The 25,742-nt window shown below is 63.5% G+C and carries 24 protein-coding genes; 8 read left to right on the top strand and 16 right to left on the bottom strand.

Annotation, left to right across the window (positions count from 1 at the left end; all coding sequences use genetic code 11):
• Positions 1-13: 13 nt before the first annotated feature.
• Positions 14-808 (bottom strand): AraC family transcriptional regulator, encoded by a 795-nt coding sequence (locus HX875_RS21190; RefSeq protein WP_177045357.1) that lies wholly within the window; start codon positions 806-808, stop codon positions 14-16.
• Between the two features lie 127 nt (positions 809-935).
• Here HX875_RS21190 and HX875_RS33200 point away from each other — a divergent pair, with 127 nt between their 5' ends.
• The 5 genes from HX875_RS33200 to HX875_RS21165 all read left to right on the top strand — a co-directional run bounded on the left by HX875_RS33200 (position 936) and on the right by HX875_RS21165 (position 5,001).
• Positions 936-1,124 (top strand): DUF1656 domain-containing protein, encoded by a 189-nt coding sequence (locus HX875_RS33200; RefSeq protein ID WP_177045423.1) that lies wholly within the window; start codon positions 936-938, stop codon positions 1,122-1,124.
• A 10-nt stretch (positions 1,125-1,134) separates the two neighbouring features.
• Positions 1,135-2,043 (top strand): efflux RND transporter periplasmic adaptor subunit, encoded by a 909-nt coding sequence (locus tag HX875_RS21180; RefSeq protein WP_177045355.1) that lies wholly within the window; start codon positions 1,135-1,137, stop codon positions 2,041-2,043.
• A complete protein-coding gene (locus tag HX875_RS21175) occupies positions 2,043-3,914 on the top strand; it encodes an FUSC family protein (protein ID WP_177045353.1) in 1,872 nt (623 codons plus the stop codon). Before HX875_RS21180 ends, HX875_RS21175 begins: the two co-directional genes overlap by 1 nt.
• 1 nt (position 3,915) lies before the next feature.
• Positions 3,916-4,098, top strand: coding sequence for a hypothetical protein (locus HX875_RS21170; protein ID WP_177045351.1), 183 nt, complete (start codon positions 3,916-3,918; stop codon positions 4,096-4,098).
• Positions 4,099-4,167: 69 nt separating this feature from the next.
• Positions 4,168-5,001: an oxidoreductase gene (locus HX875_RS21165; RefSeq protein ID WP_177045349.1), complete on the top strand. Its 834-nt coding sequence runs from the start codon at positions 4,168-4,170 to the stop codon at positions 4,999-5,001.
• Positions 5,002-5,024: 23 nt separating this feature from the next.
• On the opposite strand, the gene HX875_RS21160 is transcribed toward HX875_RS21165, so the two are convergent.
• Positions 5,025-7,283 (bottom strand): tetratricopeptide repeat protein, encoded by a 2,259-nt coding sequence (locus tag HX875_RS21160; protein WP_177045347.1) that lies wholly within the window; start codon positions 7,281-7,283, stop codon positions 5,025-5,027.
• A 196-nt stretch (positions 7,284-7,479) separates the two neighbouring features.
• On the opposite strand from HX875_RS21160, the gene HX875_RS21155 reads away from it, so the two are divergent.
• Positions 7,480-8,148, top strand: coding sequence for a DUF3313 domain-containing protein (locus HX875_RS21155; protein ID WP_177045345.1), 669 nt, complete (start codon positions 7,480-7,482; stop codon positions 8,146-8,148).
• Positions 8,149-8,180: 32 nt separating this feature from the next.
• On the opposite strand, the gene HX875_RS21150 is transcribed toward HX875_RS21155, so the two are convergent.
• The 14 genes from HX875_RS21150 to HX875_RS21085 all read right to left on the bottom strand — a co-directional run bounded on the left by HX875_RS21150 (position 8,181) and on the right by HX875_RS21085 (position 23,742).
• On the bottom strand, positions 8,181-10,673 hold the full coding sequence (locus HX875_RS21150; protein ID WP_177045342.1) for a fused MFS/spermidine synthase: 2,493 nt from the start codon (positions 10,671-10,673) through the stop codon (positions 8,181-8,183).
• A gap of 288 nt (positions 10,674-10,961) precedes the next feature.
• Positions 10,962-12,548, bottom strand: a complete 1,587-nt coding sequence (locus HX875_RS21145; RefSeq protein ID WP_177045340.1) for an arylsulfatase — start codon at positions 12,546-12,548, stop codon at positions 10,962-10,964.
• A 76-nt stretch (positions 12,549-12,624) separates the two neighbouring features.
• The gene (locus tag HX875_RS21140) at positions 12,625-13,626 is read right to left on the bottom strand and encodes an HAD family hydrolase (RefSeq protein WP_177045338.1); all 1,002 of its coding nucleotides are present in this window, start codon (positions 13,624-13,626) and stop codon (positions 12,625-12,627) included.
• Positions 13,623-14,672, bottom strand: coding sequence for a BatD family protein (locus HX875_RS21135; RefSeq protein ID WP_177045336.1), 1,050 nt, complete (start codon positions 14,670-14,672; stop codon positions 13,623-13,625). Before HX875_RS21135 ends, HX875_RS21140 begins: the two co-directional genes overlap by 4 nt.
• Positions 14,669-16,168, bottom strand: a complete 1,500-nt coding sequence (locus tag HX875_RS21130; RefSeq protein WP_177045334.1) for a VWA domain-containing protein — start codon at positions 16,166-16,168, stop codon at positions 14,669-14,671. The genes HX875_RS21135 and HX875_RS21130 overlap by 4 nt, the downstream gene beginning before the upstream one ends.
• A complete protein-coding gene (locus HX875_RS21125) occupies positions 16,149-17,156 on the bottom strand; it encodes a vWA domain-containing protein (RefSeq protein ID WP_177045332.1) in 1,008 nt (335 codons plus the stop codon). Before HX875_RS21125 ends, HX875_RS21130 begins: the two co-directional genes overlap by 20 nt.
• The gene (locus HX875_RS21120; protein WP_177045330.1) at positions 17,143-17,610 is read right to left on the bottom strand and encodes a DUF4381 domain-containing protein; all 468 of its coding nucleotides are present in this window, start codon (positions 17,608-17,610) and stop codon (positions 17,143-17,145) included. The genes HX875_RS21125 and HX875_RS21120 overlap by 14 nt, the downstream gene beginning before the upstream one ends.
• Positions 17,607-18,530: a DUF58 domain-containing protein gene (locus tag HX875_RS21115; protein WP_177045328.1), complete on the bottom strand. Its 924-nt coding sequence runs from the start codon at positions 18,528-18,530 to the stop codon at positions 17,607-17,609. Before HX875_RS21115 ends, HX875_RS21120 begins: the two co-directional genes overlap by 4 nt.
• Complete coding sequence (locus HX875_RS21110; RefSeq protein ID WP_177045326.1) at positions 18,527-19,501, bottom strand: AAA family ATPase; 975 nt, start codon at positions 19,499-19,501, stop codon at positions 18,527-18,529. The genes HX875_RS21115 and HX875_RS21110 overlap by 4 nt, the downstream gene beginning before the upstream one ends.
• 24 nt (positions 19,502-19,525) lie before the next feature.
• Positions 19,526-20,056, bottom strand: coding sequence for a hypothetical protein (locus HX875_RS21105; RefSeq protein ID WP_177045324.1), 531 nt, complete (start codon positions 20,054-20,056; stop codon positions 19,526-19,528).
• Complete coding sequence (locus HX875_RS21100) at positions 20,053-20,802, bottom strand: DUF2092 domain-containing protein (protein WP_177045323.1); 750 nt, start codon at positions 20,800-20,802, stop codon at positions 20,053-20,055. The genes HX875_RS21105 and HX875_RS21100 overlap by 4 nt, the downstream gene beginning before the upstream one ends.
• Before the next feature lie 32 nt (positions 20,803-20,834).
• Entirely contained in the window at positions 20,835-21,740 is a 906-nt protein-coding gene (locus tag HX875_RS21095; RefSeq protein ID WP_177045321.1) for a transporter, read from the bottom strand.
• 40 nt (positions 21,741-21,780) lie between these two features.
• The gene (locus HX875_RS21090; RefSeq protein WP_177045319.1) at positions 21,781-22,572 is read right to left on the bottom strand and encodes a hypothetical protein; all 792 of its coding nucleotides are present in this window, start codon (positions 22,570-22,572) and stop codon (positions 21,781-21,783) included.
• A 294-nt stretch (positions 22,573-22,866) separates the two neighbouring features.
• The gene (locus HX875_RS21085; RefSeq protein ID WP_177045317.1) at positions 22,867-23,742 is read right to left on the bottom strand and encodes a LysR family transcriptional regulator; all 876 of its coding nucleotides are present in this window, start codon (positions 23,740-23,742) and stop codon (positions 22,867-22,869) included.
• Between the two features lie 102 nt (positions 23,743-23,844).
• Between HX875_RS21085 and HX875_RS21080 the strand changes: the two genes are divergently transcribed.
• Together HX875_RS21080 and HX875_RS21075 are read left to right on the top strand one after the other, a co-directional pair.
• The gene (locus HX875_RS21080; RefSeq protein WP_177045315.1) at positions 23,845-24,780 is read left to right on the top strand and encodes an NADP-dependent oxidoreductase; all 936 of its coding nucleotides are present in this window, start codon (positions 23,845-23,847) and stop codon (positions 24,778-24,780) included.
• A 34-nt stretch (positions 24,781-24,814) separates the two neighbouring features.
• Positions 24,815-25,684, top strand: coding sequence for an NmrA/HSCARG family protein (locus HX875_RS21075; protein WP_177045313.1), 870 nt, complete (start codon positions 24,815-24,817; stop codon positions 25,682-25,684).
• Positions 25,685-25,742: the final 58 nt, after the last annotated feature.

Here is a 25,742-nt window from a genome sequence, read left to right as displayed (position 1 = left end):
GGCACGGGCTCGGCTAACGCGTTGCAGTACCGCGGATATAACGCGCCGGCGACGAGCCCAGTGTCTTGCGAAACATGCTGATGAACGAACTGACCGACTCGTACCCCAGCGCTTCGGCGGTTCGTTGCACCGACTCGCCCTCGGCCAGGCTCTGCAAGGCCACGATGATTTGCCATTGCTTGCGCCATTGGCCAAAGGTCAGGCCTGTTTCGTGCTTGACCAGGCGCGCCAGGGACCGCTCGCTCATGGCGACCTGATGCGCCCATTGGGCCATGGTGCAACGATTGGCCGGATCCTTGGCCAGGCCGCGGGCGATCAAGCGCAACTGCGCGGTGGCCGGCAGCGGCAGGTACAACTGTTCCGAGGGGGCCAGTTCCAGTTGTTCGAGGAGCACGCTCGCCACCCGGGCATTGGCAGAGGCGGGCGGGTAGTCCTGGGCTTGGGCGCTCAGGTGCAGGATCAACTCCAGGACCAGCGGCGAAAGCACCAGGGTGCAGCATTTCTCCGGCAAGGCGGCGGCGCCGGGTTCCACAAACAGAAAGCCGATGCTGCCGTTGGCGGTCACGCGGTTGCTGTGGGCCACACCGCCGGGAATCCACACGCCGAAGCCCGACGGCACCATCCATACGCCATCCTCCACGGTGCACACGATGCCGCCGTGATACGCCACCACCAGTTGGCCCTTGCGGTGGCTGTGCACCGGGAATTCAGTGTCGTTGCGCTGGCTGCCGAGCATCAACGCGACGGCGGGCTGATCGAAACTGTCCAGTTCGAATTGATCAATTCCCTGCAGCTTCATCTCGCCCATTGCGCACCGCCTCGATTGTCTGAATTTGATTATATCCTGGCAGCATACTCAATATCGGCAAGGCCTTGCAGCCCCTACCATCGTCACCAAGGCCATCAAGGTGATTGCCGACGGCGAGATTCAACCGATGCTCAGCGAAATAACGATTGCCCACCTCTACATTCCGCCTTTCTTGCTCTACGTGGGTGTTGCAGCCCTGGTTTACGCGCTGCTGGAGCGGATCCTGCGGCGCTGGCTGGACTGGACCTGGCACCCCAGCCTGGCGCGTTTCTTTGTGTCACTGATCGTGCTCTCGACCCTGGTCCTGACGTTTTGAAGGCGCCGCGATGACGATCAAACACATCCTCAAGGCCCTCGTGACCCTGGTGCTCGGGCTGACGGCATTGCTGTTCTGTACGCAGTTGTGGCGCGCCTATGAACTGGCGCCCTGGACGCGGGACGGGCGGGTCAGCGCGCAGGTCATCCGTATTGCCCCCGAGGTCTCCGGCCAGGTGGAACACCTGCTGGTGGGCGACAACCAGTGGGTGGCCAAGGGCGCCTTGCTGTATCAGATCGACCGCAGCAGCTACCTGCTGGCCCAGCAACAGCGCGCGGCCGAGCTTGCCGAGGCACGCAGTGTGTTCGAGCAGCGCAGCGCACAGCTCAAGCGCCGCAACCAGCTGGGCGATGCCATTGCCCGGGAGGAAACCGACAACGCGGCCCGCGACCTGGCGGTGGCCAGGGCGCGCCTGGATGCGGCCCAGAGCCAGTTGGCCCATGCGCGGCTCGACCTGGACCGCACGACGATTCGTTCGCCGGTGGACGGCTATGTGACTCAGCTGCGGCTTCAGCCGGGTGACTACGCCACGGCCGGCGAGACCAATATCTTTGTGGTCGACAGTCATAGCTTCTGGGTCACCGGTTACTTCGAGGAGACCAAGTTGTCTGGCGTCAACATCGGCGCTCCGGCCGCTATCAAGCTCATGGGCTATGCACCGCTGCTTGAAGGGCATGTGGCAAGCATTGGCCGAGGCATCGCCGACGGCAACGAGTTGCGCAGCAACAGTGGTTTGCCCCAAGTGGCGCCGACGTTCAGCTGGATACGCCTGGCCCAGCGGGTGCCCGTGCGCATCGAGCTGGACAAGGTGCCGGCGGGCGTGGAGCTGGCGGCGGGGATGACCGCCAGCATTGAGGTCAGCGAGGCGGGTGCCGCGCCGCGCTGGCGGCTGGTGCAGTGGCTCCAGGCGTTCATGTGATGGGACGTGCGCTACGCATGCTGGGGGCATGGGAACCTGCGATATCGGGCTACGTACTGCGCAGCCTGATGGCGGCCTCATTGGCCCTGTGGCTGGGGTTCCAGCTACACCTGGATTCGCCGTTCTCGGCCGCTTCAACCGTGTTGTTGCTGATCCATCCGCTACAGGGCGCGGTGGTGGGCAAGGGTTTCAACCGGGCGCTGGGCACCCTGGTGGGGTTGGTTGTGGCCTTGGTGCTGACCAGCCTGTTCGCCCAGAAAATGCTGCTGTTCATTCTCGGAATCGGCGTGTGGCTCGGCCTCTGTGTCGGAGCCATGACCGTGCTTCGGCACTACCAGGCCACGGCGGCGGTGGTTGCCGGCTACACCGTTTGCCTTGCCCTGGGCCCCGCCATTGTCGAGCCGCAGCAAGGTTTCGAGCATATCGTGGGGCGGGGCACGGCCGTTGTACTTGGCGTGGTGAGCCTGAGCCTGGTGGCCACGCTGTTCAGCCGCAAGACGGTGGAGCGCTCACTGAACGCGGCACTTCGCGACGTTTCATCCCGCACCTTGCGGCTGTTGGCCATGCGCACTGACGGCGCGCCGGCGATTGCGCAAGGCCCGCTGGCCGTTGATATCAGCAAGGTGGACGACCTTCTCGGCATCGGCCGGGGGGAGTCGGTGCTGATCCGCGCAAGGCTCGCGACCCTCCAGGCAGGACTTGCGTACCTGCATGCCGTGGTGCTGGACGAGTGTGCGTGGCCTTCCCACGCTCATATCGGTGCGCAGCTGCAACAGCTGGCTGAAACCATGCCCGGGTTTTCCATGGCGGCCGATCGTGTCCGGGCGCTGCAATGCAGCCTTGAAAGCCGTGCAAGCGAACCGCGCTTGAATGAGCAGCTGGACAACCTGGCCAGTGCCTTGTCGAGTTTCGCCTGCCTTGAGCGCGCACCCCAAACACCTGCCCGCGCCGTGGGCTTCCACCGACACTACGGCGCTGCACTGCGTAATGCTGTGCGAGCGTTGCTGGCCACCCTGGGCACCGCCGCAGTGTGGTATCTCACCGGCTGGGATCAGGGGCCAACCTTGCTGGCCGTACTGGGCCCGTACTGCACCTTGCTGGCTACCAGCCCGGCGCCCGAACAAGGCATCACGAGCCTTGCCAGGGGAACCTTCTACGGAATACTGGCGGCGGCAGGGTGCAAGTTCCTGCTGTTGCCACACATCAGCGGTTTCGGGTTGCTCACGGTGGTGCTGACTGCGTTCTGGACGGTCGGGATTCATGCCACCACCCGGGCGCGCCATGCCCTGCAAGGCATCGCCTACCTGATTACCTTCAACACGCTGGTCGGTACCGCCGGGACCGCCCAATACGACTTCACCGACTTCGCCAATCAGGCCCTCGCCTGGATGGTGACGCTTGCCATCTGCCTGTTGGCCTTCCAGCTGCTGCCGGGAAAACCCGCCAGCCACGCCCACGTCCTGCGCAAGGCACTGCATAACGACACGCGCCGGTTGCTGCGTCATGGGCATCGTATGGACCTGCTGAAGTGGCAGGCCACCCAACAGCAACGCCTCGTTGCCCTGCAGGCGGTGTCGGGCACCGATGAGGCGGGTGCCGTGTCGCTTCAGTTGGGTCGACAGTTGAGGTTACTGCACCGCAAGACCCGCGACCTGGAGCCTGACTCATTGATCGCCAGATGCGCACAAACCGGCGCTCGGCGCATTTCCCGGTACGCCGCCCATTCTTCTGTCAGCGCGGCCCAGGCGCGGCGAACCTCCAGGTCATTGACCCGGTTGGGCGCCCACGAGCTGGCGGCTTGCTACCAGGATTTGGCCGGGCTGCTCGACCAGTACACACAGGTTTCAGCAAACACAACGAAGGTGAGATGAAATGAAGCAACTCCTTGTCTGGACGCTTTTCGGGATGATCGTGTCTGCGCCGGTAACGGTGCAGGCATCGGACGGGGCTGAAGCGCTGGCGCGCTGGCAGCAGCAATTCAAGCAAGAGCAGAAACAACTCACTGAGCAGCGGGCGGTGGCTCGCAAGGATCATAGGAATAGGCAAGCCTCATAGATTTACCGGCATAGGTCGACACTGATTACCTGGCTACCATGGGTACACATCCACCGAGGGCCATTTCCTATGAGTACGCAAAAAAACCTGTTCATCACCGGCATCAGCAGCGGCTTTGGCAAAGCGCTGGCAGCAGAGGCATTGGCTGCCGGCCACCGCGTCATTGGCACCGTACGCAACCAGGAGGCCTTGCAAGGGTTTGAAGCGTTGTCTGCAGAACGTGCCCATGGGGTAATCCTGGATGTCACCGACTTTGAGCGGATCGACAGCGTCGTTGCCGAGGTGCAGACCCGCTTCGGCCCGGTGGACGTGCTGGTGAACAACGCCGGTTATGGGCACGAAGGCATTTTCGAAGAGTCGCCGCTGGAAGAAATGCGTCGTCAGTTCGACGTCAACGTATTCGGCGCGGTTGCCGTGACCAAGGCCTTCGTGCCGTACTTCCGCCAGCGCCGCAGCGGGCACATCATCAACATCACGTCCATGGGCGGCACCATTACCATGCCGGGCATCGCCTACTACTGCGCCAGCAAGTTCGCGCTGGAGGGCATCTCCGACACCCTGAGCAAGGAACTCAAGCCATTCAACATTTTCGTCACGGCCGTGGCGCCGGGCTCGTTTCGCACCGACTGGGCCGGCCGCTCGATGCAGCGCACGCCCCGCAGCATTGCCGATTACGACGCCAGCTTCGATCCGGTGCGCCAGGCGCGGGAAGCGAAAAGCGGCCACCAATTGGGTGACCCGCAAAAAGCCGCGCAGGCGATGTTGACGCTGATTGCCAGCGACAACCCACCGGCGCACCTGCTGCTGGGCAGTGATGCGCTGGGGTATGTGCGGGAAAAGCTCGCGCAATCGCTGCGGGATATCGATCAGTGGGAGGCGTTGACGCGTTCTACGGATGGTTGAGCGGGGGCATGAAGGAGCCCGGTTCACTTCAACGCCGGATCTCCAGGGTTGAGCTTCTTCCACGACTGCATCACCACCTGCGCCTTGGGCTCTTTTCCGTTCTCCAGGTAGTACTGGATCAGCGACAGCCGTGCATTGCGGTTATACGGCTGCAACGCCAGCAGCTTTTCCAGTTGCTCACAGGCCTGATCCACGTGCCCGCTGTCATGCAGCGCAACCGCCAGCACGTAGTTGTACTGTGGATTCGCCGGCTCCAGCCGTGCTGCTTCGCGCAGGTGCGGCATGGCGTTGGCCGTATCCCCGGCCCGAATCAGCATCAGCCCTTGAGTGTGCTGCAACAGTGCCGCCTCCGGATGCTGCTTGAGGTTGTCCGCTATCAGCGTGCGCGCCTCCTGTGACCGACCATTGGCTTCCAGCCATTGCGCGAGGGTCACCAGCGCCGGGAAGAAGTCCGGGTCTCGCAGCAACGCGGTGCGCAGTTGTGCTTCAACCTTGTCGCCCCGGCCGCTGGCCTGATACAGCATGGCCAGGTTGAGGTTGGCTTCGGCCCGCTCCAGAAGGCTCAGTTGCACATTTTCGTATTCCACGATCGCTTTGTCCCAGGCCGGCCCAAGGCCTTGTCCGGACGCGCTCAACAGGTCCCGGGCGGCGATGATCCGCACCGCCAGCACCGGGTCCCGCAGTAACGGTCCATACAACGCCACCCGCTCAGGTGGCGGCAGGAACGCACTGATCGCGCGCACTGCACTCTCACGTACCTGCGGCGCCGGGTTGCCCAGCTCCCTGGTCGCCAGCTTCAACGCCTGCTCACTCGGGTAGTTGGGCAGTTCAGCGAGTAGGGTCGCGCGCTGGATCGCTGGCAGGTCGTTGCGTGCCAACTGGTCATACAGCGCCTGCGCCGCACCCGGCTGGCCGCCACGGATCAACGCCATGCTCTCGGCGTAACGCGGTGCATGCTCGGGTTCGCTGGCACTCCATAGCTTGAACTGTTCGCTGACCTTATCCCCGGGCCGCGGGATGCTGAAACTGTGGTCGTGCCGCCAGTCATTGCCCATGTAGAACTTGCCCGGCATATGGCAATCGACGCAGAACGAACCCGGCTCGCCGGCTGCGTGGCGGGTGTGTTCGGGGGAGTCGTAGTTCTTGGCCTGCAACCCGCGACCGTCCACCGTCGGCACCGGGGTTTTGCCTGCGGTGTTGTGGCATTGCAGGCACACGCCATTGCCCGGGGCCTTGAGTTCGGCGCTGTGGGGGTTATGGCAGTCGCTGCAGCGCACGCCCTTGTCGGCCATTTTGCTTTGGGCGAAGGAGCCGTGTTCGAACACTTCATCCTTGATCTTGCCGTCCAGCGCGTACAGCTCGCGGGTCAGGACACTGGGCAGGTAGTCGTCCATCAGGCGGTTGCCGACGGTATAGCCGTCTCCCAGGGGAGCACGGCGGGCGTGGCAACGGGCGCAGGTTTCGAGCTCGACGGTGGCGTCTTTGTCCTTCAGGTTCACGGCAAAGCCTGCATGCAGCAAGTCACTTTTTTTCGCAGCCCATGCCACATGGTTCGACGCCGGGCCATGGCACGCCTGGCAGCCGACCCCCAGGCTGTTCCACTGGCTGTCGAAGCTGTTTTTGGCAGCCTCGAAATTGCGCTTGTAGCCGGTGGTGTGGCACTCCACGCACATGAAGTTGGCGTTCTGGCTGGGTTTGCTCCAGTGCAGCGGGTTCTTGAAGTTCACGCCCTGGCCCGGGTAGAGGTGAAACCAGCGGTTTTTTTGCGTATCCCAGGCCACGCCGAGGGCCTGCAAGCGCCCGTCGCCGACCTCGATCAGGTATTGCTGCAACGGTGCGATGCCGAAGGTATAGGCCACCTTGAAGTCCGCGGCCTTGCCGTCGGCACCGGGCGTATTGACCCAGAATTCGTCGCCCCGACGGGAGAAACGGGTGGTCTCGCCTTCGCTGCTGAACGACACATCGTTGAAGTCGGCCGGCACCGTCTCCGGCGTGGCAGCCTGCATCGCCAACTGGTGGTGCGAGCCTTGCCAGTCCTTGACCTGGGCCTGGTGGCAGCCCTGGCATTGCTGCTCATCGACCATGGTTGCCGGGGGCACGACCGCCACAGGCTGGGTCACAGGCGCCGGTGCCGGCGCCGCCACGGGCAGCCTGGGCGTGCTGGCCTGGAGAAAAAACCAGATCCCGGCCATGGCCAACAGCAACAAGGCGATCACGACGGGGTACAGGTAACGGCTGGATGAATCACGGGGAGGTACGGCTTTATTGTCAGGCTTGGGCATTGCGACTTCCGATGTCCGATGCATTGACGCTCTAGTGGCGCGCTTAAGCTTTGTGCAGCTTTGACGTTGGGCGCATGCCTGTCAAATGTGTGCTGTGAAATAGCTCGCAACCTGCAAGGTGAGGCGGGCTATTTTTCCAGAGTTGGCTATACCTACAAGCTCAGTGTTCCTTCGATGACAGCCAGGGAGTTCGACGATGAAGCTAGGACTAATGATCGGCACCGTATGCATTGCCTCAATCGGGGTGGTGGGATGTTCCAGCAAGGTGACGCAGCCGGACGAATACTCCGGGTTTCTCTCCGACTACAGCCACCTCAAGGAGGCCAAGTCGCCGTCGGGGGCAGAAGTGATGCGCTGGGTTGACCCCGACCTGAACCTGAGCCGCTATACCGCCGTTTACATCGAACCCACGCAGTTCTACCCCAAGCCGCAAGCCACTACGAAAATTCCCGACAGCACCTTGCAGGGCATCAACAGCTACTACAACCAGGCCCTCAAGCGCGAACTGGAAAAGTCCCTGCCGCTGGCCAACGGGCCTGGCCCGGGGGTGATCGTGGTGCGGGCCGCCATCACGGCGGTCAGCAGCAAGACCGAAAGCCTCAAGCCGTATGAGTACATTCCCGTCGCCCTGGTGGCGGCCGCGGTGAGCACCGGTACCGGGATTCGCGACCAGGAAACCACCCTGGGCACCGAAGCCCAGTTCCTGGATGGCGGCAGCGGCAAGGTCATCGCCCAGGTCGTGCGCAAAGGCACCGGCAAGCCGTTGTCGAACGACTCCCAGGTGATGAAGGCCGATGACGTCAAAAGCGTGATCGATGGTTGGGCCTCGGACCTGCACCAGTCGTACCTGAAGCTCAAACGCTGAAGTGCTGTGCCCGGGGCTCGCGCCCCGGGCGACTACTGGCCGATAAACCAGCGGTAATAAGGGTTGGCACTGTCTTGCTGCAACACCGCCTGGATATCCCGACCCCAGGCGGCGCGGTCGCCGTCGTAGGCATGCAGGCTGGCGCGATAAAACTGCATCAGGCGCTGTTGTTCGCTGGCCAGCGTCCGTGTGAACCCCGGGTCTGCATTCAGCAAGGGCGCAGGCACCCGCAAATCCAGCAGTGCCGGCAACACCCGCGCGATCTCTTTACTGCGTACCCAGGGTGCGTATTCGATACGCGGCCGGTCATCGGTGACCGGCAACGCATTGCCCGCAAAGCGCTCCAGGCCCTGGCGATCGGTGACCCAGGTGGCGAGGAGGGTGGCGGCCGAATCAATGCCCACATCGCCGAGGGCGCTGCTCACGGTAGCTTGCTCAAAGCGCTGGCGAATCCGCGTGGCATCCAGGTCGATGGGTTCCATGGAGCCCACCAGCAGCATTTCGTGGAACTCGCTGGTCCACAACGTGGCGTACGGGAACACGTCGAGGAAACTGCGCACCAGGGACTGTGAGTCCTCGAGGTTTTGCGTCGGCAGCGGCAGCCACTGGGCCAGCAGGCCGTTTTTCTCCAGGCGCCTGGCGGCCAATTGGTAGAAGTCGCGGGAGTACAGGTTGACCACCCCGGCCGCCGACGGTGGCGGTGGTTCGAGGGTGATCAGGTCGTAGGCCTGTGGGTTGCGCAGCAGTTCCTGGCGACCGTCCCGCAGGCGCACATCCACACCCGGGTCATTGGCGGCGTTGAAGTTGCCCTTGAACAACGGCGCCGCCTGGATCACCGATGGCAGCAACTCGGCGACCACCCGGTGCTCAAGCCCCGGATAGCGCAGCAACGCCCCGGCAGTAATTCCGGTGCCGAAGCCGATCACCAGAGCCGAACGGGGCTCGCCGTTATGGATCAACAGCGGCAACAACGCCTGGACCCGCATATAGCGCAGGGACGGCATGGCGTCGCCGGTGTTGGACACGCCCTGGATGTACAGGCGCTGAAAACTCCGCGCGCCCTGGCCCTGGGTGACCACGGCAACAGTGGCGCCGCGACCTTCCTGGTAGAACGCCAGGCTCGCATTGCGTGCTCCGGGCAGCAGCTTGGCCAGGCGGTCCACCGGGGTCAGCAGCGCCACTGCCAGTGACAGCAGGCCGAGAGCGACCACCGCCTGGCGCCGGCCTTTCTTCACCCCGTGGCCACGGCGCACGGCCATGTAGCCGATGGCGCCGGCAATCACGGCCAGCAAACCCAGGGTACGCACCAGCCCGAGCCAGGGAATCAGCACAAAACCGCAGAGCATCACCCCGACAATCCCGCCCAGGGTGTTGAACGCCACCACGGCGCCGACATCCCGACCCACCTGCTCGCTGCCCACGCTCAAGCGCAGAGCCAGGGGAAAGGCGGCGCCGAGCAGCAGGGTGGGCACAAACACGATGCACAGTGCCGCCACTGCAAAGCGTGCGCTCATGCCCGGCAGTTCGGCGCCGCCCAGGCTCAGCACCAGGGCTTCGGCCTGGGTTTGCAGGAGCACCAGCCAGCGGCCCAGCAGGGCGATTTCCAGCAAGGCTACCAGCCCGGCGCCGGCGATCAGCAGGCCGAATACGCCCCATGGGTCACGGATGCGTTCTACCCGTCGCGCCATGAACTGGCTGCCGATAAACAGCCCGGCCAGGTACGTGGCAAGTACCACGGCAAACGCATAGGTGCGGGTGCTCATGAACTGGACGATGGATTGCGACCACACCACCTCGTAGCCCAGCGCCACGCCACCGGCGATGGCATACAGCACCAGGGCCAGGCGCGCCGGTTGGGTGCTGCGAGTGTGAGTGATCGGCGTGGGCGTGTGACGCCGCACATACATCAGCGCACCGACGGCGGCCAGCAGGTTGAGCATCGCGGCCACCAGGGCACTGCCGCGCACGCCGAACGTGGCGATCAGCACGAAGGCGCTGAGCAAGGTGCCGGCAATGGCTCCCGCGGTGTTGGCCGCATACAGGCGGCCGCCGGCCTGGCCCAGGGCCTTGGGGTCGATGTCCAGCGAGCGCACCAGTACCGGCAAGGTGCCGCCCATCAACAGCGCCGGGATGCCCACCAGCACAAACGGCAGGAACCACGCCAGCAGGCCGATGTGTTGCTCCAGCCAGGCAAACGGGCTGGCGGCCATGCTCAGGGCGACAGTGGCGCCCACGCCGAGCACGGCGACGAGAATTTCGAGGATTGCATACAGCAGCAACGGTCGCGACAGGCGATCTGCCCAGCGTCCGAACAGCCAGCCACCCAACGCCAGCCCGGCAAAAAACGCGCTGATGCCGGTGGTGATTGCGTACACCTCAACGCCCACAACCAACGACAGCTGCTTGATCCACAACACCTGGTACACCAGCGCGGCCATGCCGGAGATGAACAGCAGCAGGGCGGGGACCAGGGGGGTGGAGGTGTGAGCCAATGCGGCGGGTTTGCTGGCGGTGCGTGACGACATTGCAAATAGCCTTATGCAAATACAGATCAAAGTGCGGTGAGGGAGCTTGCTGTGGTGAGGGAGCTGCTGTGGCGAGGGTGCTTGCTGTGGCGAGGGAGCTTGCTCCCGCTGGGGTGCGAAGCGCCCCCAAAACCAAACACCACGATTTACCTGAAAACACCGTGTTGTCTGGATTGGGGCTGCTGCGCAGCCCAGCGGGAGCAAGCTCCCTCGCCACAGCAGCTCCCTCACCACAGCAAGCACCCTCACCACAGGTTACGCGCCGCTCGCGAGAACGGCGCTCAACGGCTATTGCGCCGGATTAGCCTTCATTTTTTCAGCAATCTTCGCATCCACCGCTGCGCGGATCTGGTCGACGCTGAAGCTGGCCGGTTTCTGGCTCGGCGGGTACTCGATGAACGTCTCGAGGAACTTCGCCGATTTGGTGACCGCCACTGCCACCAGGTAGATATTTTTCGTGGTCCAGTCGTAGTACTGGTCAGACACCACATCGGCGCGCTCATACGGGTCCATCCGCAAGTTGAGGATCTTCGGTACCCTCAGGCACACGAACGGCTCACTCCAGACCTTGAAGCCGCCCGGCGCACGCTGCTCGCAGAACACCGCTTTCCAGTTGTCGAAGCGCATCGACACCAGCACGCCGTCATCGTTGAAGTAGTAGAACTCGTTACGCGCGCCCTTGGGCTGCTGGCCGGTCAAGTAGGGCAACTGGTTAAAGCCATCCAGGTGCACCTTGAAGTTGGCACCGCCCGCGGTGGGTGCCCAGCCTTTGAGCAACTTGTCCTTCACCTCGGTATCGCCCGCGGCAGCCAGCAGGGTAGGGAACCAGTCCATGCCCGAGAACATTTCGTTGGACACCTCCCCCTGTTTGATCTTGCCTGGCCAGCGAATCATCGCCGGTACGCGATAGGCCCCCTCCCAGTTGGAGTTTTTCTCGTTACGGAACGGCGTGGTCGCCGCGTCCGGCCACGAGAACTGGTTCGGCCCGTTGTCGGTGGTGTAGACCACGATGGTGTTGTCGGCGATTTTCAGGTCGTCGAGGGTTTGCAGGAGTTTGCCGACGTCGCCGTCATGCTCCAGCATGCCGTCGGCGTACTCGTTGCCGGGCATGCCGCTCTGGCCCTTCATCGACTCGCGCACGTGGGTGAACAGGTGCATGCGGGTGGTGTTCATCCAGACAAAGAACGGTTTGTTGGCCTCCGCCTGTTTCTTGATGAACGCCTGGGCGGCGGCGGTGGTTTCGTCGTCGATGGTTTCCATGCGCTTGGTGGTCAAGGCGCCGGTGTCTTCGATCTTGCCGTCGGCGAAGCTGTGGATCACACCACGGGGGGAGTTGGCCTTGACGAATTCGGCATCGTCCTTGGGCCAGTAAGGCCGTTCGGGCTCTTCTTCGGCATTGAGATGGTAGAGGTTGCCGAAGAACTCATCGAAGCCGTGGTTGGTGGGCAAGTACTCGTCCTTGTCGCCCAGGTGATTCTTGCCGAACTGGCCAGTGGAGTACCCCAGGGACTTGAGTGCCTGGGCAATGGTGATGTCGCGCTTTTGCAAGCCGACGGAGGCACCGGGCGCGCCGACCTTGGACAAGCCCGTGCGCAACGGCGTCTGGCCTGTGATAAAGGACGAACGCCCGGCGGTGCAGCTGTTCTCCGCGTAGTAGTCGGTGAACATCATGCCTTCCTTGGCGATACGGTCGATGTTCGGGGTCTTGTAACCCACCACGCCCATGGAATAGGCGCTGATGTTGGTTTGCCCAATGTCATCGCCGAATATCACCAGGATATTCGGCTTGTCGGCGGCCCAGGCAGATGCCGAGACCCCCATCACCGATACCGCCACCAGGGCGAGTTTCGGCAGCCACTTGCGTATGCGAGTCATATGACTTGCTCCTTTCTCGGCTTGAGTCGCAGTGCCTGCGACCAACGTTTAGTACAGTCCATCGCGACGTCTTTTCTTATTGCACCTGCTTTTGCACAGCCGGCTCGAAGGGGTAGATACGGTTCCACTCGGTCGCCATGTCCACCACGGTCCAGCCTTTTGTCTTGGCCTCATCGAGCGCCTTGTCCAGGCGCCCGACTTGGGAGTTGCGGTCATAGGCCCACTCGCGCCTGGCGTCGGTGTGGTGCACCAGGCCCATGAAGCGTTTGCCAGCGCCTGCAGCCGTCCACTGCAGCATCTGCAGGTCGCCGTCGGAGTTGCCGAAGGCCAGGATCGGCCGGCGACCAATGATCGAGTCGATGCTTTCCGGCTTGCCCGGGCCGTCGTCGTTGTGGGCCAGCTTGGCGGTGCGCAGGACCTGCGGCGCACCGTCCTTGATCTGGAACGCGGTGACGAAGTTGGAGCCGATCACCTGCTCCGGCGGCACGCCGTAGACCACCTCGGCAAAGGCGCGCATGAAGGCGGTGTCCCCGCCGGAAACGATGTAGGTCTTGAATTGCTGGCTGCGCAGGTAGTCGAGCATCTCCAGCATCGGCTGGTAGATCATCTCGGTGTAGGGCTTGCCGGTTTTCGGGTGGCGGGCCTGGGTGAGCCAGGTCTTGGCGTTGTCGATAAAGGCGTCGGTGGTAAGGCCGGTGTGAGTTGCGCCGATGATTTTCAGCAGGCCGTCCATGCCGCTTTGGGCCAGGGCCTGATGGTCGTTTTCGAGGACCGCCTTGAACGGTTGGGTGGTTTTCCACTCCGGGTGCTGCGGCGCCAGGCGTTTGATTTCGTCGAAGGCAAACAGCACCTCGAAGTAGGCCGGCTGCTCGGTCCACAGGGTGCCGTCGTTATCGAATACGGCAATGCGCTCGGCGGGTTTTACGTAGTCCCTGGAGCCTTCGGCCGTCACGGCCTGGACGAATTCGATGATGTGTTTTTTGCTCGGGCCTTCGTTCCACGACGGCAGTGGGTCGGCGGCCAGGGCCGGCAGGCTGAACAGCAGGAGAAGGGGCAGGACAGAACGGAGAGACGTCATGGGAAATCCTTTTCGCGACGAGGGTTCAGTGGTAGCAAGCGTAGCCGACGAAACAGCCAGCGCAACGCCCCGCAGCCACGTCGCCACAGCGGCGGAATACGTGGCCAGATGCCATGCACGAGGTACGCCGCCAGCACCGACACCACCACGGCAGTGCCCCACGCCAACCCGTGCCGCGATAACTGCCAGCGGCTGTGTTGCCCGAGTTGCTTGAGGTCTTCGGCAATGGAAAATGCCGGGGTGTAGGCGCTCGCCGCTTGTGCCTCGACGCTGACCTCGGGCACTCGTGTGACTTGCAGGCGATGGTTGCGGCTGTCCCACCATTTCACGCTGATGGCGGGCAGTTGGTAATGGCCGGCTTGCTCGACGCGGTACACCTGGCGGTCGATGCGTTGGCCGCCGCTGATGTGGCCGCGTCCATCATCCAGGTTGCTGATGATGGGCGATTGCGGGTAGCGGCGCAGGCCTTTCACCTGGGCCTGGTCAGGCGGTGGCAAGGACAGGCCAGGGGTGTTGTCGGCTTGCAGGGTGAGAGTGCGGGTGAGGGTGTCGCCGACCTTGAGCGGTGTGGGGGTGAGGGTTTGGGTCAGGCGCAAACCATCGGCCACCAATACGGTTTCTCCGGGATCGAACCCCGGCGGCTGGGTGGCCTGGAATGACAGCGGTGCCGTCTGCGCACTCAACGGCGCAGTGGCTTGACCGGGCTGGGCCTGCACCGTCAGCGCCGGAATCTCAAAGGTCCGGGCCACCGCAGGCGTGATGCGGTAACGGTAGCGCATGCCGTAGAAGGTCTTGCCCTCGATCACCTGGTTCAGGTGTTCAGCCTCACCGTCCGGTGCCTGCACTCGTGCACCGGGGAGCTGCAAGGGCGGCAGGTTGGCGGCGGCGGTAAACCAGCTGTCGGTCAACACATCGACCTGCAGTTGCACCTGCTCGCCCACTACGACGTCATTGCCGGGCACCAGTTGTGCCTGCACCCGCAGTTGCGGCTCGACCGCCCATAACGGGCCCGTCACCAGCAGTAACAGCCAGCAGAGACGGTTCATGGCTGCGCTCCCTGGTCCTGCAGGCTGAACTTGCGCCGCAGGAAGTTTGCCGGGGAGGTCGTCAGGTTCTGCAGCCACAACGCATCGTTGCTCGCCTGCTCCGTCTCGATCGCCTTGCTTTTGCCCTTGCCGGCGGCCTTGTCGAACTTGATCGCATCCGGCTTGACCTCGGGGGCGTTGTCCGAGGCGTTTTCGGTGTCCTTCTTCAGCGCCAGGGCCAGGGCCAGGTTCGCGCTGGCCTCGGGGAATTGTGGCTGTAGCTGCAAGGCTTGTTGATAGGCGGCGATAGCGTCGTCGAACTTGAAGCGGCGTACCTGAATATTGCCCCGGTAAAACGCGGCCTGGGCCGTGTCGAGTTGGGAAAACGTCGCCAGGGCCAGGTCATAGTCGGCGGCGTTGTATGCGGCGATGCCTTTCCAGTACGGGTCTACAAACAGCCCGGCGGCGGCGGGGTAGTGGTGGTGCTCGAAGGCCCAGCGGCCCTGTTGATCGCGGGTGAAAAATGCATCGGTCAGGGCATTGGCTTCGGCCGGTGCAGGTTGCAGGAACACCCCCAGCACCAGCACCGCCATCCAGTTCAGGCTCCAGCCCCGGCGCACGCTGAACAACGCAAACAGCAGCAGCGGCCAGCACAGCCAGTAACCGGCGTCTTTCCATTGCAGGTTGCGCTGTTGCTCGTCGGCATTCTGGAAATGCTGCTGGGCGTGCAGCTCCACCCAGTCCAGATCGTCATCGTTGAGGGTCAGGCTGCCCAGTGGCGCGTCGGTGGCGGACGCCAGTTGCTTCAAGGCGCCGGCATCGAAGTTGACGCCGACCGCCAGTACCAGCACCTGCAACGGGCTGTCCGCCAGGTGCTGCTTGAGCTGCGGCAGTTGGGCAGGATCGGCGCCGTCGGTGATCAGCAACAGGCTGCCGGGGGCTTTTTCAGCTGCCAGCAGGCGTTTGGCCTGGTCGATCACCCCGGCCACATCGCGCCCGGGTTTGCTGAGCAGGTCGGTGGCCAGGGCCTGGATAAAACTGTCCAGCAGCGCCGGGTCGTCCGTCGGCGGCAACACCAGGTGCGCGCTGCCGGCGTACACGATCAACGCGGTGCGCGCACCCTGGCGACGCTGCACCAGGTCCTGCAACTTGTGTTTGGCGGCTTGCAGGCGGGTAGGCGGCACGTCGGCGGTGTCCATCGACGGCGACAGGTCGAGGGCGATGATCAGCGGCGCACGGTTCTCCAGGAAGTCGGGACGGTCCTGTTCCCAGGTAGGCCCGGCGCTGGCCAGCGCGCCGAGGACCAGCAAGGCGCTGACCAGATGCACTGGCCTCAGGCGATGGGAATCCTTAGGCGTCAGCAGTAAATGCGGCAACAGGTGCGGCGCGATATTGCCCCGCAGCCGGCGTTGCAGGTCCTTGCTGCGCCGCCACAGCAACGGCAGCAACAAGCCAGGCACCGCCAGCAACAGCCAGGCCGGACGCAGGAAGTGGAAGTCACTGAGGTTGAGTTCCATCGCGGACCTCCCGCCGTTGCCGTCTCAGGTGCGGCCACAACGCGGCGACCAGGTGATACAGCGCCAACACACTGATCGCCGCCGCCAGGGGCATCCAGAACAGGTCGCGCTTGGGTTGGTGGCTCAGGGTCTTCACCTGGTGCGGGGTGATCTGGTCGAGGGTGGCGTAGACCTGGTCCAGGGTGTCGCGGTTTTCGGCCCGGAAATACCGCCCGCCGGTGGCCTCGGCAATCTGTTGCAGGGCGCTGAGGTTGACCTTGGCCTCACCCGAGGCGCCAGGGTCGCCAATGCCGATGGTATGAACCACCACGCCCTTGGCCGCCGCCATCGATGCCGCGTGGTCGGGCGGGATCGCGCTGCTGGTGTCGTTGCCGTCGGTGAGCAGGATCAGCACCTTCTCCTGCTCGTGGGCCTGGTCCAGCAGTTTCAGGCTCAGGCCGATGGCATCGCCAATCGCCGTATTGGGCCCGGCCATGCCGATGCCGCTGTCATCCAGCAGCAGGGACAGGCTGGCGTGGTCCAGGGTCAACGGCGCCTGGGGATAGGCGCCGCTGCCAAACAGGATCAGGCCTATACGGTCGTCCCGGCGGCGCTGGATAAACCCGTGCACCACCTGTTTTACCGCCGCCAGGCGGTTGATCTTCTGGCCGTTGGCGTCGGTAAAGTCCTGGGTTTCCATGGACTGCGAGATGTCGATGGCCAGCATCAGGTCGCGCACCGGCTGTTGGCGTTCGATGGGTTTTTCGATCCACACCGGGCGGGCAATGGCCACTACCAACAGCGCCCAGACCAGCAGATTCAGCAGCAGTTGCAGACGGTTGGTGCGGATGCCGCTGGCCGCCGGCGTCTGTCCCACCGCCCGGCTGAGGCTGGCAAAAAACGGCACGCGCACGGCGCTGCGGGCTTCGCGGTATTCCGGCAGGTATCGGTAGGCCAGCCACGGCAGCGGCAGCCCGAGTAACAGCCAGGGGTAATCAAGCTGCCACATGATGATGCTCCACCCAGGCTTTGCACTGGGCCAACAGCTGTTCCCGTTGTGCGCTGGAAATATCGGCTGGTCCGTACGCCAGGCTCGCCAGTTGACGGCTGAAATCCTCCGGCAGCGGCGTGCGGGCATGGCGCAGCAGGAAGGCCTGCCAGGCGGTGCCGCTCAAGGTTGGCACGCGCTGGTGTTCTTCAGGCGCAAGGGGCATCGACAGGGCCACGCGTTTGAGCAGTGCCGGCAACTCCCGCAGGTCTTCGATCGCATCAAGGTGCGCCAAGGCTTCGCGGCGATAGGCATTGCGCCGCCAGTGCAGCCAGGCGCGGATGCCCAGCGCCAGCAGCACAATGGCGAGTATCCCAAGCAGCACCCACCAGCCCCATGTCTGCGGCCAGTAACTGACCGGCGCGGGCAGGCCCAACTCCTTGAGCTGTTCAATGCTGGGGACGTTGGCGTTCAACGGCGCCTGCCCAATTCGTCGCGCAGTTGGTCAACCGCAGGCCGCGCGGTGCTGATCATCAGCAGCGGTACCTGGCTGCGGCGCAACAGGCTGGCGACGTCCTTGAGGCGGCCGCCGAGAAAGTCTCCCAGGGGCTGGCGCACCTGGCGTTTCTGTACCGCCAGCTCGACCTGCAATTGGCCCTGGGTGACCATCAGGTGCCCGGTGTCGGGCACGTTCAGCGCCAGTGGGTCGTAGACTTGCAGGGCGATCACATCGTTGTGGGCCGACAGTTGCCGCATCAATTGCAGGGTGCGCTCGCCAGCACCGGCAAAGTCACTGACGATGCAGATCAAATGATCATGCCCGGCCAGTGCCAGGCATTGTTGCAGCACCTTGTCGAGCTGGCCGTCGGCCTCATGGTCCGGATTGCCGGCGCTCAGCGCGGTGTTCTGCTGGACGATCCGGCTGCACAGGGTTTCGACGCGCTTGCGGCTGCGCAGCGGCGCCACGCTGTCGATACGCTCATCGTTGAATACCAGGCCGCCGACCCGGTCGCCTGCGTTGAACACCATCCACGCTGCCAATGCCGCCAACTCGGCGGCGACGGCGGATTTGAAGCTGCGCACCGAGCCGAAAAACATCGACATGCGCTGGTCGACCACAATCAGCGCCGGGCGATCGCGCTCCTCGGTAAAGGTACGAACCACCGGCTTGCCGGTACGCAGCGAGGCACGCCAGTCCAGGTGGCGCAGGTCATCGCCGGGCTGGTAGCGCCGCAGCTCATCGAAGTTCAAGCCGCGCCCGCGCAGCCGCGAGGCGTGGTTGCCGGCGAGGATGCTGCCCTGGGGCTGGCGCGCCACAAAGCTCAGGCCACGGGCCTGGAACTGCAGGGCCATCAACTGCCCCAGGGACACGTAGACCAGGCCGTCGGCGTTCATGCCGGGATCGCCACGTTGCCCAGCAGGCGGTCCAGCACCTGGTCAGCCGTGACGCCATCGGCTACGGCGTCGTAGCTCAATTGCAGGCGGTGACGCAGCACCGGGTGCACCACGGCCTGCACGTTTTGCGGGGTAACGAAGGCCTGGCCTTGCAACCAGGCATCGGCGCGGGCGGCGCGGTCCAGGCCGATGCCGCCACGGGGACTGGCGCCGAGGCTGATCCAGCGCGCCAGGTCGGCGTCGTAGTCGGCGGGATGGCGGGTGGCGTTGATCAGGTCGATCAGGTAGCGGTCGATGGCGGGGGACACCTGGATCGCGCTGACTTCCTGGCGGGCGGCGAAGATCACCTCGGGCGCCAGGGTGAAGCCTTGGGTCGTCGCGCTGGCGGCGTGCTGCTCTTCTTCGCGCAACAGGCGCAGCACCTGGCTTTCGTTTTCGGCGCTGGGGTAGTCCAGCAGGACTTTCATCAGGAATCGGTCCATCTGCGCTTCCGGCAGCGGGTAGGTGCCTTCCTGTTCGATGGGGTTTTGAGTCGCGACCACGATAAACAACTCGGGCAGCGGGTGGCTGGCGCCGGCCACGGTGATCTGGCGTTCTTCCATGGCTTCGAGCAAAGCCGCCTGGACCTTGGCCGGGGCGCGGTTGATTTCATCGGCGAGGATCAGGTTGCCGAACAGCGGGCCTGGCTGGAAGCGGATCTGGTTCTGGCCGTCCACCTGGTGCAGCACCTCGGCGCCGGTGATGTCCGAGGGCAGCAGGTCGGGGGTGAACTGGATGCGGCTCATCTTCGCGTCCAGGTGCCGGGCCAGGGCCTTGACCGTGCGGGTCTTGGCCAGCCCCGGGAGGCTTTCCAGCAGCAGGTGACCGTTGGCCAGCAGGCCGATCAGGATCTGGCGGATCACCTGGTCCTGGCCCAGCACGCTCTCGGCGATGCTGGCTTGCAGGGCGGTTAAATCATTGAGCGCTGTCATCACAGTCTTCCTTGAAACGGTGGGTCACCAGGGCGCGGCGACCACGATGTACTGCACGGAACTGCCGACGTATTGCGGCTGGTACCAGGTGGGCCCGCAGTGCTGGTAGGCCACGCCATTGGCGACCACCGAGACGCAATCCACCGGCACCGTGGTGACCCGGGTGCCGATGGCGAGGATGGTCGCCGTGGTTGCGCCGACGACGGCAGCGGCGGCCCATGGGTGGTACCAGTCATCTCCGTGGGATGGCGGCGGAGGAGGTGGCATCGGATGCGGCCCCGGTTGTGGCCCTGGATACGGATGCGGGCCAGGCTCGGGATGCGGCCCTGGTTTAGGATGGGGCTGCGGGTGTGGCGCAGGCATTGGCGGCATCGGCCGGGGTGCGGGCATCGGGTGCGGCGCAGGCATCGGCGGGCGGTAACCGCCACCGCCGCCACGGGGCACCACGAACGTGCGTGCACCACCACCTCCACGCAGTTGCCAGGCCTGGGCAGCCAGCGGGTCGAACAGCATCAGCAGCAAACTCGCGGTCAGTAGCGCCGAAGTGCTTTTCATGGCTGCTCTCCGTGGGGCTCCAACTGCTGCAAGGGCACCGCGCGGGCGCCGGCCGGGGGCGTGAACTCAAAGTCCTTGGGCGCGGGTGGGCTGTTGAGTTGCCACAGGTAATTGACGCTGTGCCGGGGATGTTCGGCGGTGTCGCGGCGACTGATCACCAGCCGGCACGGCAAGGGTTGCGCGCCCTGGCGGATCCACAATTGCCAGTCGATGTCCGGCTGGCGGTAGGCGTAATGGGTGCAGGTCTGGCCGTCGATGGTTTCGCTGCCGATCAACACGGCGTTGCTGATGCCCACCTCCTGGGCGGTGCCGGGGTTCCAGCGGAACAGGTCGGCCAGGGGCAACTCGATGCCATAACGTTCGCTCAACTGGTCGAGCAGACCGCCAATGTTCGCCGGCGCGGCCTGGTTGGCGAAGTAGCCGCTGCGGCTGTCGTACAGGGTGAAGCGTTTGCCGTTGTAGAACAGGCTGCGGCGCTCACCGTCGCTTTCCACCGAGACTTGCAGCTTGTCCGGCTGCATCGCCGCGAGGCGGGTCTGGTGGCTGAATTCGATGGTCTGGCCGTTATCCAGCACCTGGTCGGTGTGGCTGTGGGCGTCGATGCGAAACTGCTGCAGGCTGCGCAGGTAGCCGCCCATCTGCTCCAAGGCTGTGAGAGCCTTGGGTTCCAGTTCGTCGGCCCAGACGGTGTGGGCGTTCACCAGCAGGCCTGTCAGCAATAAACGCGCGAGATGCATACGGGACATGGCGCACTCCGTTCATTCCATGAAAGTGGCTCTCACCAGACGTACTGCAGGCGGAACGTCCAGGTGTTCACATCCGGCGACCCGGTGCGCTCCGAAACCGTATCGTTATAGGCAATCAGGCCGCCAAATTGCGGTGACAGCATGAACCCCAGGCTGGCGCCCAGCAGGCCGTTTTCCTGTTTGTTGTCTTGCCAGTCGCCGTCGATCCGGCTTTCGCCGCCCCGGTTGTAGGTGGCGTCCAGCGAGACCCAGAGCGCGCGGTTGATGGTGTAGCTGTAGTGACCCTCGATGGCGTACAGCGGTTTTTGCTCCAGCTTGCTGTCGCCGTGGTAGTCCTTGTTGTCGCCGAACAGCGAGACGTAGGTGTTGATTTCAAGCCAGGTCGGGCCGATGGGCGTGCCGAAGCCCAGCTCCGGCTTGAACACCCAACGGTTGGAACCGATGTTGATGACACGGTCTTTATCGTAGTCACCGGTGGGCATGGTCATCCACAGCGCGCCGGTGAGGAACGTCTCGGGTTTCCAGCTGGCGAACTCCTGGGCCGTCAGTGCCGGGCCGCCGAAGATGTTATGGGCGAACACGATCTGCGTGTCGCCCATGCCGCCGTTGCGCTTGGTACCGCTGAAGTACTGCGCATTGTCGAAGGAGGCCGACACGTCGGCATAGGGTTGGACAAACTGGATGGCGCTGCTGCGCCCGTCGATGCCGAACGAACGGGCGAAACGGAACAGGTAAAGGTCGGCATTCAACGACAGGCCGGTGATCGGCAGCGTGGTGTCGATCGGGGTGTTGGTGTCGATCCGGTTGTAGTAGCCGAACACCATGTTCAGGTCCGTCGGGGTGTTCTGCCAATCCCTGGCATTGTCGGCAAACCCTATTCCTGGCAAGAGTGCCAGCGTGGCGGCCGTTAACGCACTCAGTTGACTACGTGAAGCCATGGCTCTACTCCTTCTAAATACCAGCACGCTTAAACAGTCCTTATTTTCCAAACGTCACGTTGATCCCGGCGAACAGCGTGAATTGGGGCAAGTCATCACCCTTGCGGGCGACGGTCCATTGCGGTTCTAAAAACGCGTTGAAGATATTGCCGCCGGCTTTCCAGGCCTTGCCGGCACCGAAACCGATGGGAATGTAGTGAGTGTCGTTTTTCAGGTCGAAGGTCCAGGTGCCGGTGGAGCGCAGGTACCAGCCCTTGGGCAGGTTATGCATGATGAACGGCTGGAACGTGGCGCTTTCGACATGGGGCCGGCCGCGGTCGCCGGCGAACGAACTTTGGTACTGCACCAGCGCACCGAGCAGTCCTCTTGGGGAAGCATCGATGGCGACGGCGGCCAGGCCGGCCTGCCATTTGCCGGTGCCCAGTTCGTCGTGCTCGGCGGTGGGCGCGGTGATTTGCGGGCCGATGCCCAGTTGCACGCCTTCAGTCTTGAGCAGGAAGATATCGAACAGGTTCAGGTCGCCAATCCCGGTGCTGTAGCCGCTGTGGGGATCGGGCCGGGTGCTGACGGGCAGGGTAGCGCGCAACAGTTGGGGTACGCCCAGGACATCCGACGGCGCTATAGGCAATGTGCCCCGCAGCAACAGGTCATTGGTGTGGGCATTGGTGTCGAAGAGCCTGGGGCTGTAGTAATCCTGCAGATTCGCACCCGGCGCGAGGTTCAGCGGGTTGTTGCTCTTGTTGGCCGTGTCGGCGTTATCGGCCCACGCCCAGGACGCGGGCAACACTGAAGCCGCCAGCAAAATTGCCGGGGCAGACGGTGACCTGAGCATGGTGGCTCCCCAATTCCCTGGAAATAAACCCGATAGCGCATTGATGAAGGCTAAGGGGCTGCCCCTATTCGAACTTGTTTGTAGGACATGTCGTTTTAAGCTAGCAGCAAAATCCAGACTCGCTAGTTAACCGAAAGAATTAGTTGGTTTGTGCGGGAGTTATCACGGGCTCTTTGAGGATTACAGCGAGATCGAGCAGACGTACTTACAGCGCTTGGCCAAAAGCGGACACTCCAATAGTTTCGCAAATATGGAGCCCACCTACCGAATGAGGCACACCCTGGTTCCGGCCCTCTAGCCCTTCAGAACCAACGACATGTCCGGATATTTCGCACACATGAAGTCGACGAAAGCGCGAACTTTCGGCGCAGCAAGGCGCCTGGATGTATGCAATACCCAGAGTGCCGGCTCTTCACCAGAGACCGTGCCCCACTGCACCAACTCGCCACGGGCAAGCTGGTTCCAGGCGATGGACTGGGGGATCAACGCTGCGCCACCGCCCGCGATAGCCGCATCGCGAACCATCAGTAACGAAGAGAACCGCAGCTTCGGGATCGGATCCAGGATCAACTGCCCTCCATCGAGGCTCCAGTGGGTGGGCTGAAAACTCGACATTACGACGCAGGGCACGGGCCTGATTGCGCCGGGCATAGGCTTGGGCACTTCAGGCGCCGCCACAACCACCAGCCGGTCCTTGGCGAAGCAGCGGCCGACCAAACGGCTGTCCGGGCTCGGGTTGACCCGAATCGCGACGTCATAGTGTTCCTCGACCAGGTCGACCAGGCGATCCTCTGCCACGACTTCGATTTCGACCTCTGGGTAGGCGCTACAGAATTCGACGCCGATACGGCCCATCGCAAGCTGGGAGAACAGCACCGGGGAGGCCACACGCAGGCGTCCGCGAGGTATCGATAAGCCCTCACGGGCGGCCTTCATCGCTTCGGCCACCTCGCCCAACGGGCCTTCTGTGCGGGCCATCAGGCTTTCGCCGGCTTCGGTGAGCTTCAAGCCGCGAGCGCTGCGCTCGATCAGCCTCACGCCCAGTTGCTCTTCCAGGTCGGCGATTCGTCGCGACAAGGTGGCTTTCGAGATACCGCTCGCACGGCTTGCCTTCCCCAGCCCCTCATTCGTTGCGACGAGCATGAAATCGATCAGCGCGTTCAGGTTCATGGTGTTCCATTTTTGAAACGAAGTGTCTGCATTTTGGTGTCTCTGCTTTATCTGTGCAACAGCCTATCTTCTCGTCATCGCAACGCAAGACGAGGAATTGCAATGAACACACTGCAACGCGCTGTATTGATCCGAGCCTACGGCGGCGCTGACGCCGCGCAAGTGACCGAGATCGAAAAGCCTGAACCAGCACAAGGCCAGGTGCTGGTTCGCGTTCGAGCCGCCGGCGTGAACGGCATCGATTGGAAGGTCCGTGAAGGCCTGGTGCGAAGTGCCTTTACGCTGCCACTGCCCATCGTCCTCGGCGCCGAAATGGCGGGCGTCATCGAGGCGGTCGGTGCCGGTGTCACGCGCTTTCGTGTTGGCGACCGAGTCATGGGCGCGATGGGTGGGCTGGGCGCGTACGCCGAATTAGTGACCGTCAGCGAAGCGAGTCTTTCCTTGACGCCTGAAACCCTGGACGACGTCCAGGCTGCGGCGATTCCCGTCGCCGCCGTCGCCGCCTGGAAGAGTCTTCACCACGCCGGGCCGATTCACCCCGGCCAGAAAATCCTCATTCACGGCGCGGCGGGCGCACTGGGCGCCTATGCCGTGCAATACGCCAAGCGCGCCGCCGCTGAAGTCTTCGTAACGGCCGGTACGGCCGACCTGGAGTATGTGCGCCGCCTGGGCGCGGACCACGTCATTGACTATCGATCCCAGCGTTTCGAGGACGTCATCCAGGGCATCGACCTGGTGCTCGACTACGTCGGGGGAGAGGTACTGGATCGCTCGTGGCAAGTGTTGGCGGAAAACGGCGTGATTGTTGGCACCTCATCCCCCGACATTCTGGCGCGCACACCGGCAAATCGCCGCGGCCTCTGGTTCATGAACAAGCCAGATCCGGCATTGCTGGAGACGCTGGCCCAGGAAATCGCCAGCGGCACGCTGCAGTCCCGGATTGGCGAGGTCGTCGGATTCAGTGACATCCCGCAAGCCATCGAACGCAATCGCAGCGCCTCAGGAACCGGCAAGGTCGTGGCCGACTTCTCTCGCTGACTCACCCTAACTATCCATCGCAGGAGATTCAAACATGAGCATTCTTGTTATCGGCGCCACGGGCACCATTGGTTCACTCATCACTCAGGGGCTTGCCGGCGCGGGGGCCGAGGTCAAAGCCCTGGTGCGCCAACCCGGTAAACGCGAATTTCCGGCCGGCGTCACTGAGGTGGTTGCAGACCTCACCGATGTCGCGTCGATGCGCGTCGCGCTGTCGTCGGTGCGCACGCTGTTCCTGCTCAACGCCGTGACGCCCGATGAGGTGACGCAAGCCCTGATCACGCTGAACCTCGCCCAGGAAGCTGGCATCGAACGCATTGTCTACCTGTCGGTGATTCATGCCGACAAGTTCACCAATGTTCCGCACTTCACCGGCAAGCATACCGTTGAGCGCATGATCGAAAGCCTCGACATTCCCGCGACTATTCTGCGTCCCGCTTACTTTATGCAAAACGACCTCATGGTCCGGCAGACGATCCAGAACTACTCGGTGTACCCGATGCCAATCGGCTCGGCCGGCGTCTCGATGATCGATGCGCGCGATATTGCCGATGTCGCCGTGGCAGAACTGCTGAGACGCGACAACGCATCTTCTGCTCTCGATCGTGTAACGCTGGAGTTGGTCGGGCCGAAAGCACTGACTGGCGCCTACGTGGCAAAGACCTGGAGCGCAGCCCTGGGGCGTGAGGTTGCCTATGGCGGTGATGATGTAGCCGCTTTCGAGGGGCAGTTGGCTTCGTACGGTCCGGCCTGGCTGGCGTATGACATGCGCCTGATGATGGCGGGTATCCAGGTGTTCGGCATGCAAGCCGCTGACGGAACAGTGGAGCGATTGGAGGCCATCATTGGGCACCCATTGCGCACCTATGAAGACTTCGTTCGCGAGGCGATTGCCCAGGCATAAACGGTCGGGGCAGGGGGCGAATCATGCTTTGGTGAACATGTCCGCCCCGTACTCGGTC

This window comes from Pseudomonas yamanorum (assembly GCF_013386765.1).
Classification (GTDB): Bacteria; Pseudomonadota; Gammaproteobacteria; order Pseudomonadales; family Pseudomonadaceae; genus Aquipseudomonas; species Aquipseudomonas yamanorum_A.
The sequence above is the reverse complement of the archived record's forward strand: the minus strand, read 5'-3'. Positions and strand labels throughout refer to the sequence as shown.

Bases quoted from the DNA above. Each gene is read 5' to 3' on its own strand.
- HX875_RS21190 (WP_177045357.1), bottom strand. From the start codon at position 808: ATGGGCGAGATGAAGCTGCAGGGAATTGATCAATTCGAACTGGACAGT.
- HX875_RS33200 (WP_177045423.1), top strand. From the start codon at position 936: ATGCTCAGCGAAATAACGATTGCCCACCTCTACATTCCGCCTTTCTTG.
- HX875_RS21180 (WP_177045355.1), top strand. From the start codon at position 1,135: ATGACGATCAAACACATCCTCAAGGCCCTCGTGACCCTGGTGCTCGGG.
- HX875_RS21175 (WP_177045353.1), top strand. From the start codon at position 2,043: ATGGGACGTGCGCTACGCATGCTGGGGGCATGGGAACCTGCGATATCG.
- HX875_RS21170 (WP_177045351.1), top strand. From the start codon at position 3,916: ATGAAGCAACTCCTTGTCTGGACGCTTTTCGGGATGATCGTGTCTGCG.
- HX875_RS21165 (WP_177045349.1), top strand. From the start codon at position 4,168: ATGAGTACGCAAAAAAACCTGTTCATCACCGGCATCAGCAGCGGCTTT.
- HX875_RS21160 (WP_177045347.1), bottom strand. From the start codon at position 7,283: ATGCCCAAGCCTGACAATAAAGCCGTACCTCCCCGTGATTCATCCAGC.
- HX875_RS21155 (WP_177045345.1), top strand. From the start codon at position 7,480: ATGAAGCTAGGACTAATGATCGGCACCGTATGCATTGCCTCAATCGGG.
- HX875_RS21150 (WP_177045342.1), bottom strand. From the start codon at position 10,673: ATGTCGTCACGCACCGCCAGCAAACCCGCCGCATTGGCTCACACCTCC.
- HX875_RS21145 (WP_177045340.1), bottom strand. From the start codon at position 12,548: ATGACTCGCATACGCAAGTGGCTGCCGAAACTCGCCCTGGTGGCGGTA.
- HX875_RS21140 (WP_177045338.1), bottom strand. From the start codon at position 13,626: ATGACGTCTCTCCGTTCTGTCCTGCCCCTTCTCCTGCTGTTCAGCCTG.
- HX875_RS21135 (WP_177045336.1), bottom strand. From the start codon at position 14,672: ATGAACCGTCTCTGCTGGCTGTTACTGCTGGTGACGGGCCCGTTATGG.
- HX875_RS21130 (WP_177045334.1), bottom strand. From the start codon at position 16,168: ATGGAACTCAACCTCAGTGACTTCCACTTCCTGCGTCCGGCCTGGCTG.
- HX875_RS21125 (WP_177045332.1), bottom strand. From the start codon at position 17,156: ATGTGGCAGCTTGATTACCCCTGGCTGTTACTCGGGCTGCCGCTGCCG.
- HX875_RS21115 (WP_177045328.1), bottom strand. From the start codon at position 18,530: ATGAACGCCGACGGCCTGGTCTACGTGTCCCTGGGGCAGTTGATGGCC.
- HX875_RS21110 (WP_177045326.1), bottom strand. From the start codon at position 19,501: ATGACAGCGCTCAATGATTTAACCGCCCTGCAAGCCAGCATCGCCGAG.
- HX875_RS21105 (WP_177045324.1), bottom strand. From the start codon at position 20,056: ATGAAAAGCACTTCGGCGCTACTGACCGCGAGTTTGCTGCTGATGCTG.
- HX875_RS21100 (WP_177045323.1), bottom strand. From the start codon at position 20,802: ATGTCCCGTATGCATCTCGCGCGTTTATTGCTGACAGGCCTGCTGGTG.
- HX875_RS21095 (WP_177045321.1), bottom strand. From the start codon at position 21,740: ATGGCTTCACGTAGTCAACTGAGTGCGTTAACGGCCGCCACGCTGGCA.
- HX875_RS21090 (WP_177045319.1), bottom strand. From the start codon at position 22,572: ATGCTCAGGTCACCGTCTGCCCCGGCAATTTTGCTGGCGGCTTCAGTG.
- HX875_RS21085 (WP_177045317.1), bottom strand. From the start codon at position 23,742: ATGAACCTGAACGCGCTGATCGATTTCATGCTCGTCGCAACGAATGAG.
- HX875_RS21080 (WP_177045315.1), top strand. From the start codon at position 23,845: ATGAACACACTGCAACGCGCTGTATTGATCCGAGCCTACGGCGGCGCT.
- HX875_RS21075 (WP_177045313.1), top strand. From the start codon at position 24,815: ATGAGCATTCTTGTTATCGGCGCCACGGGCACCATTGGTTCACTCATC.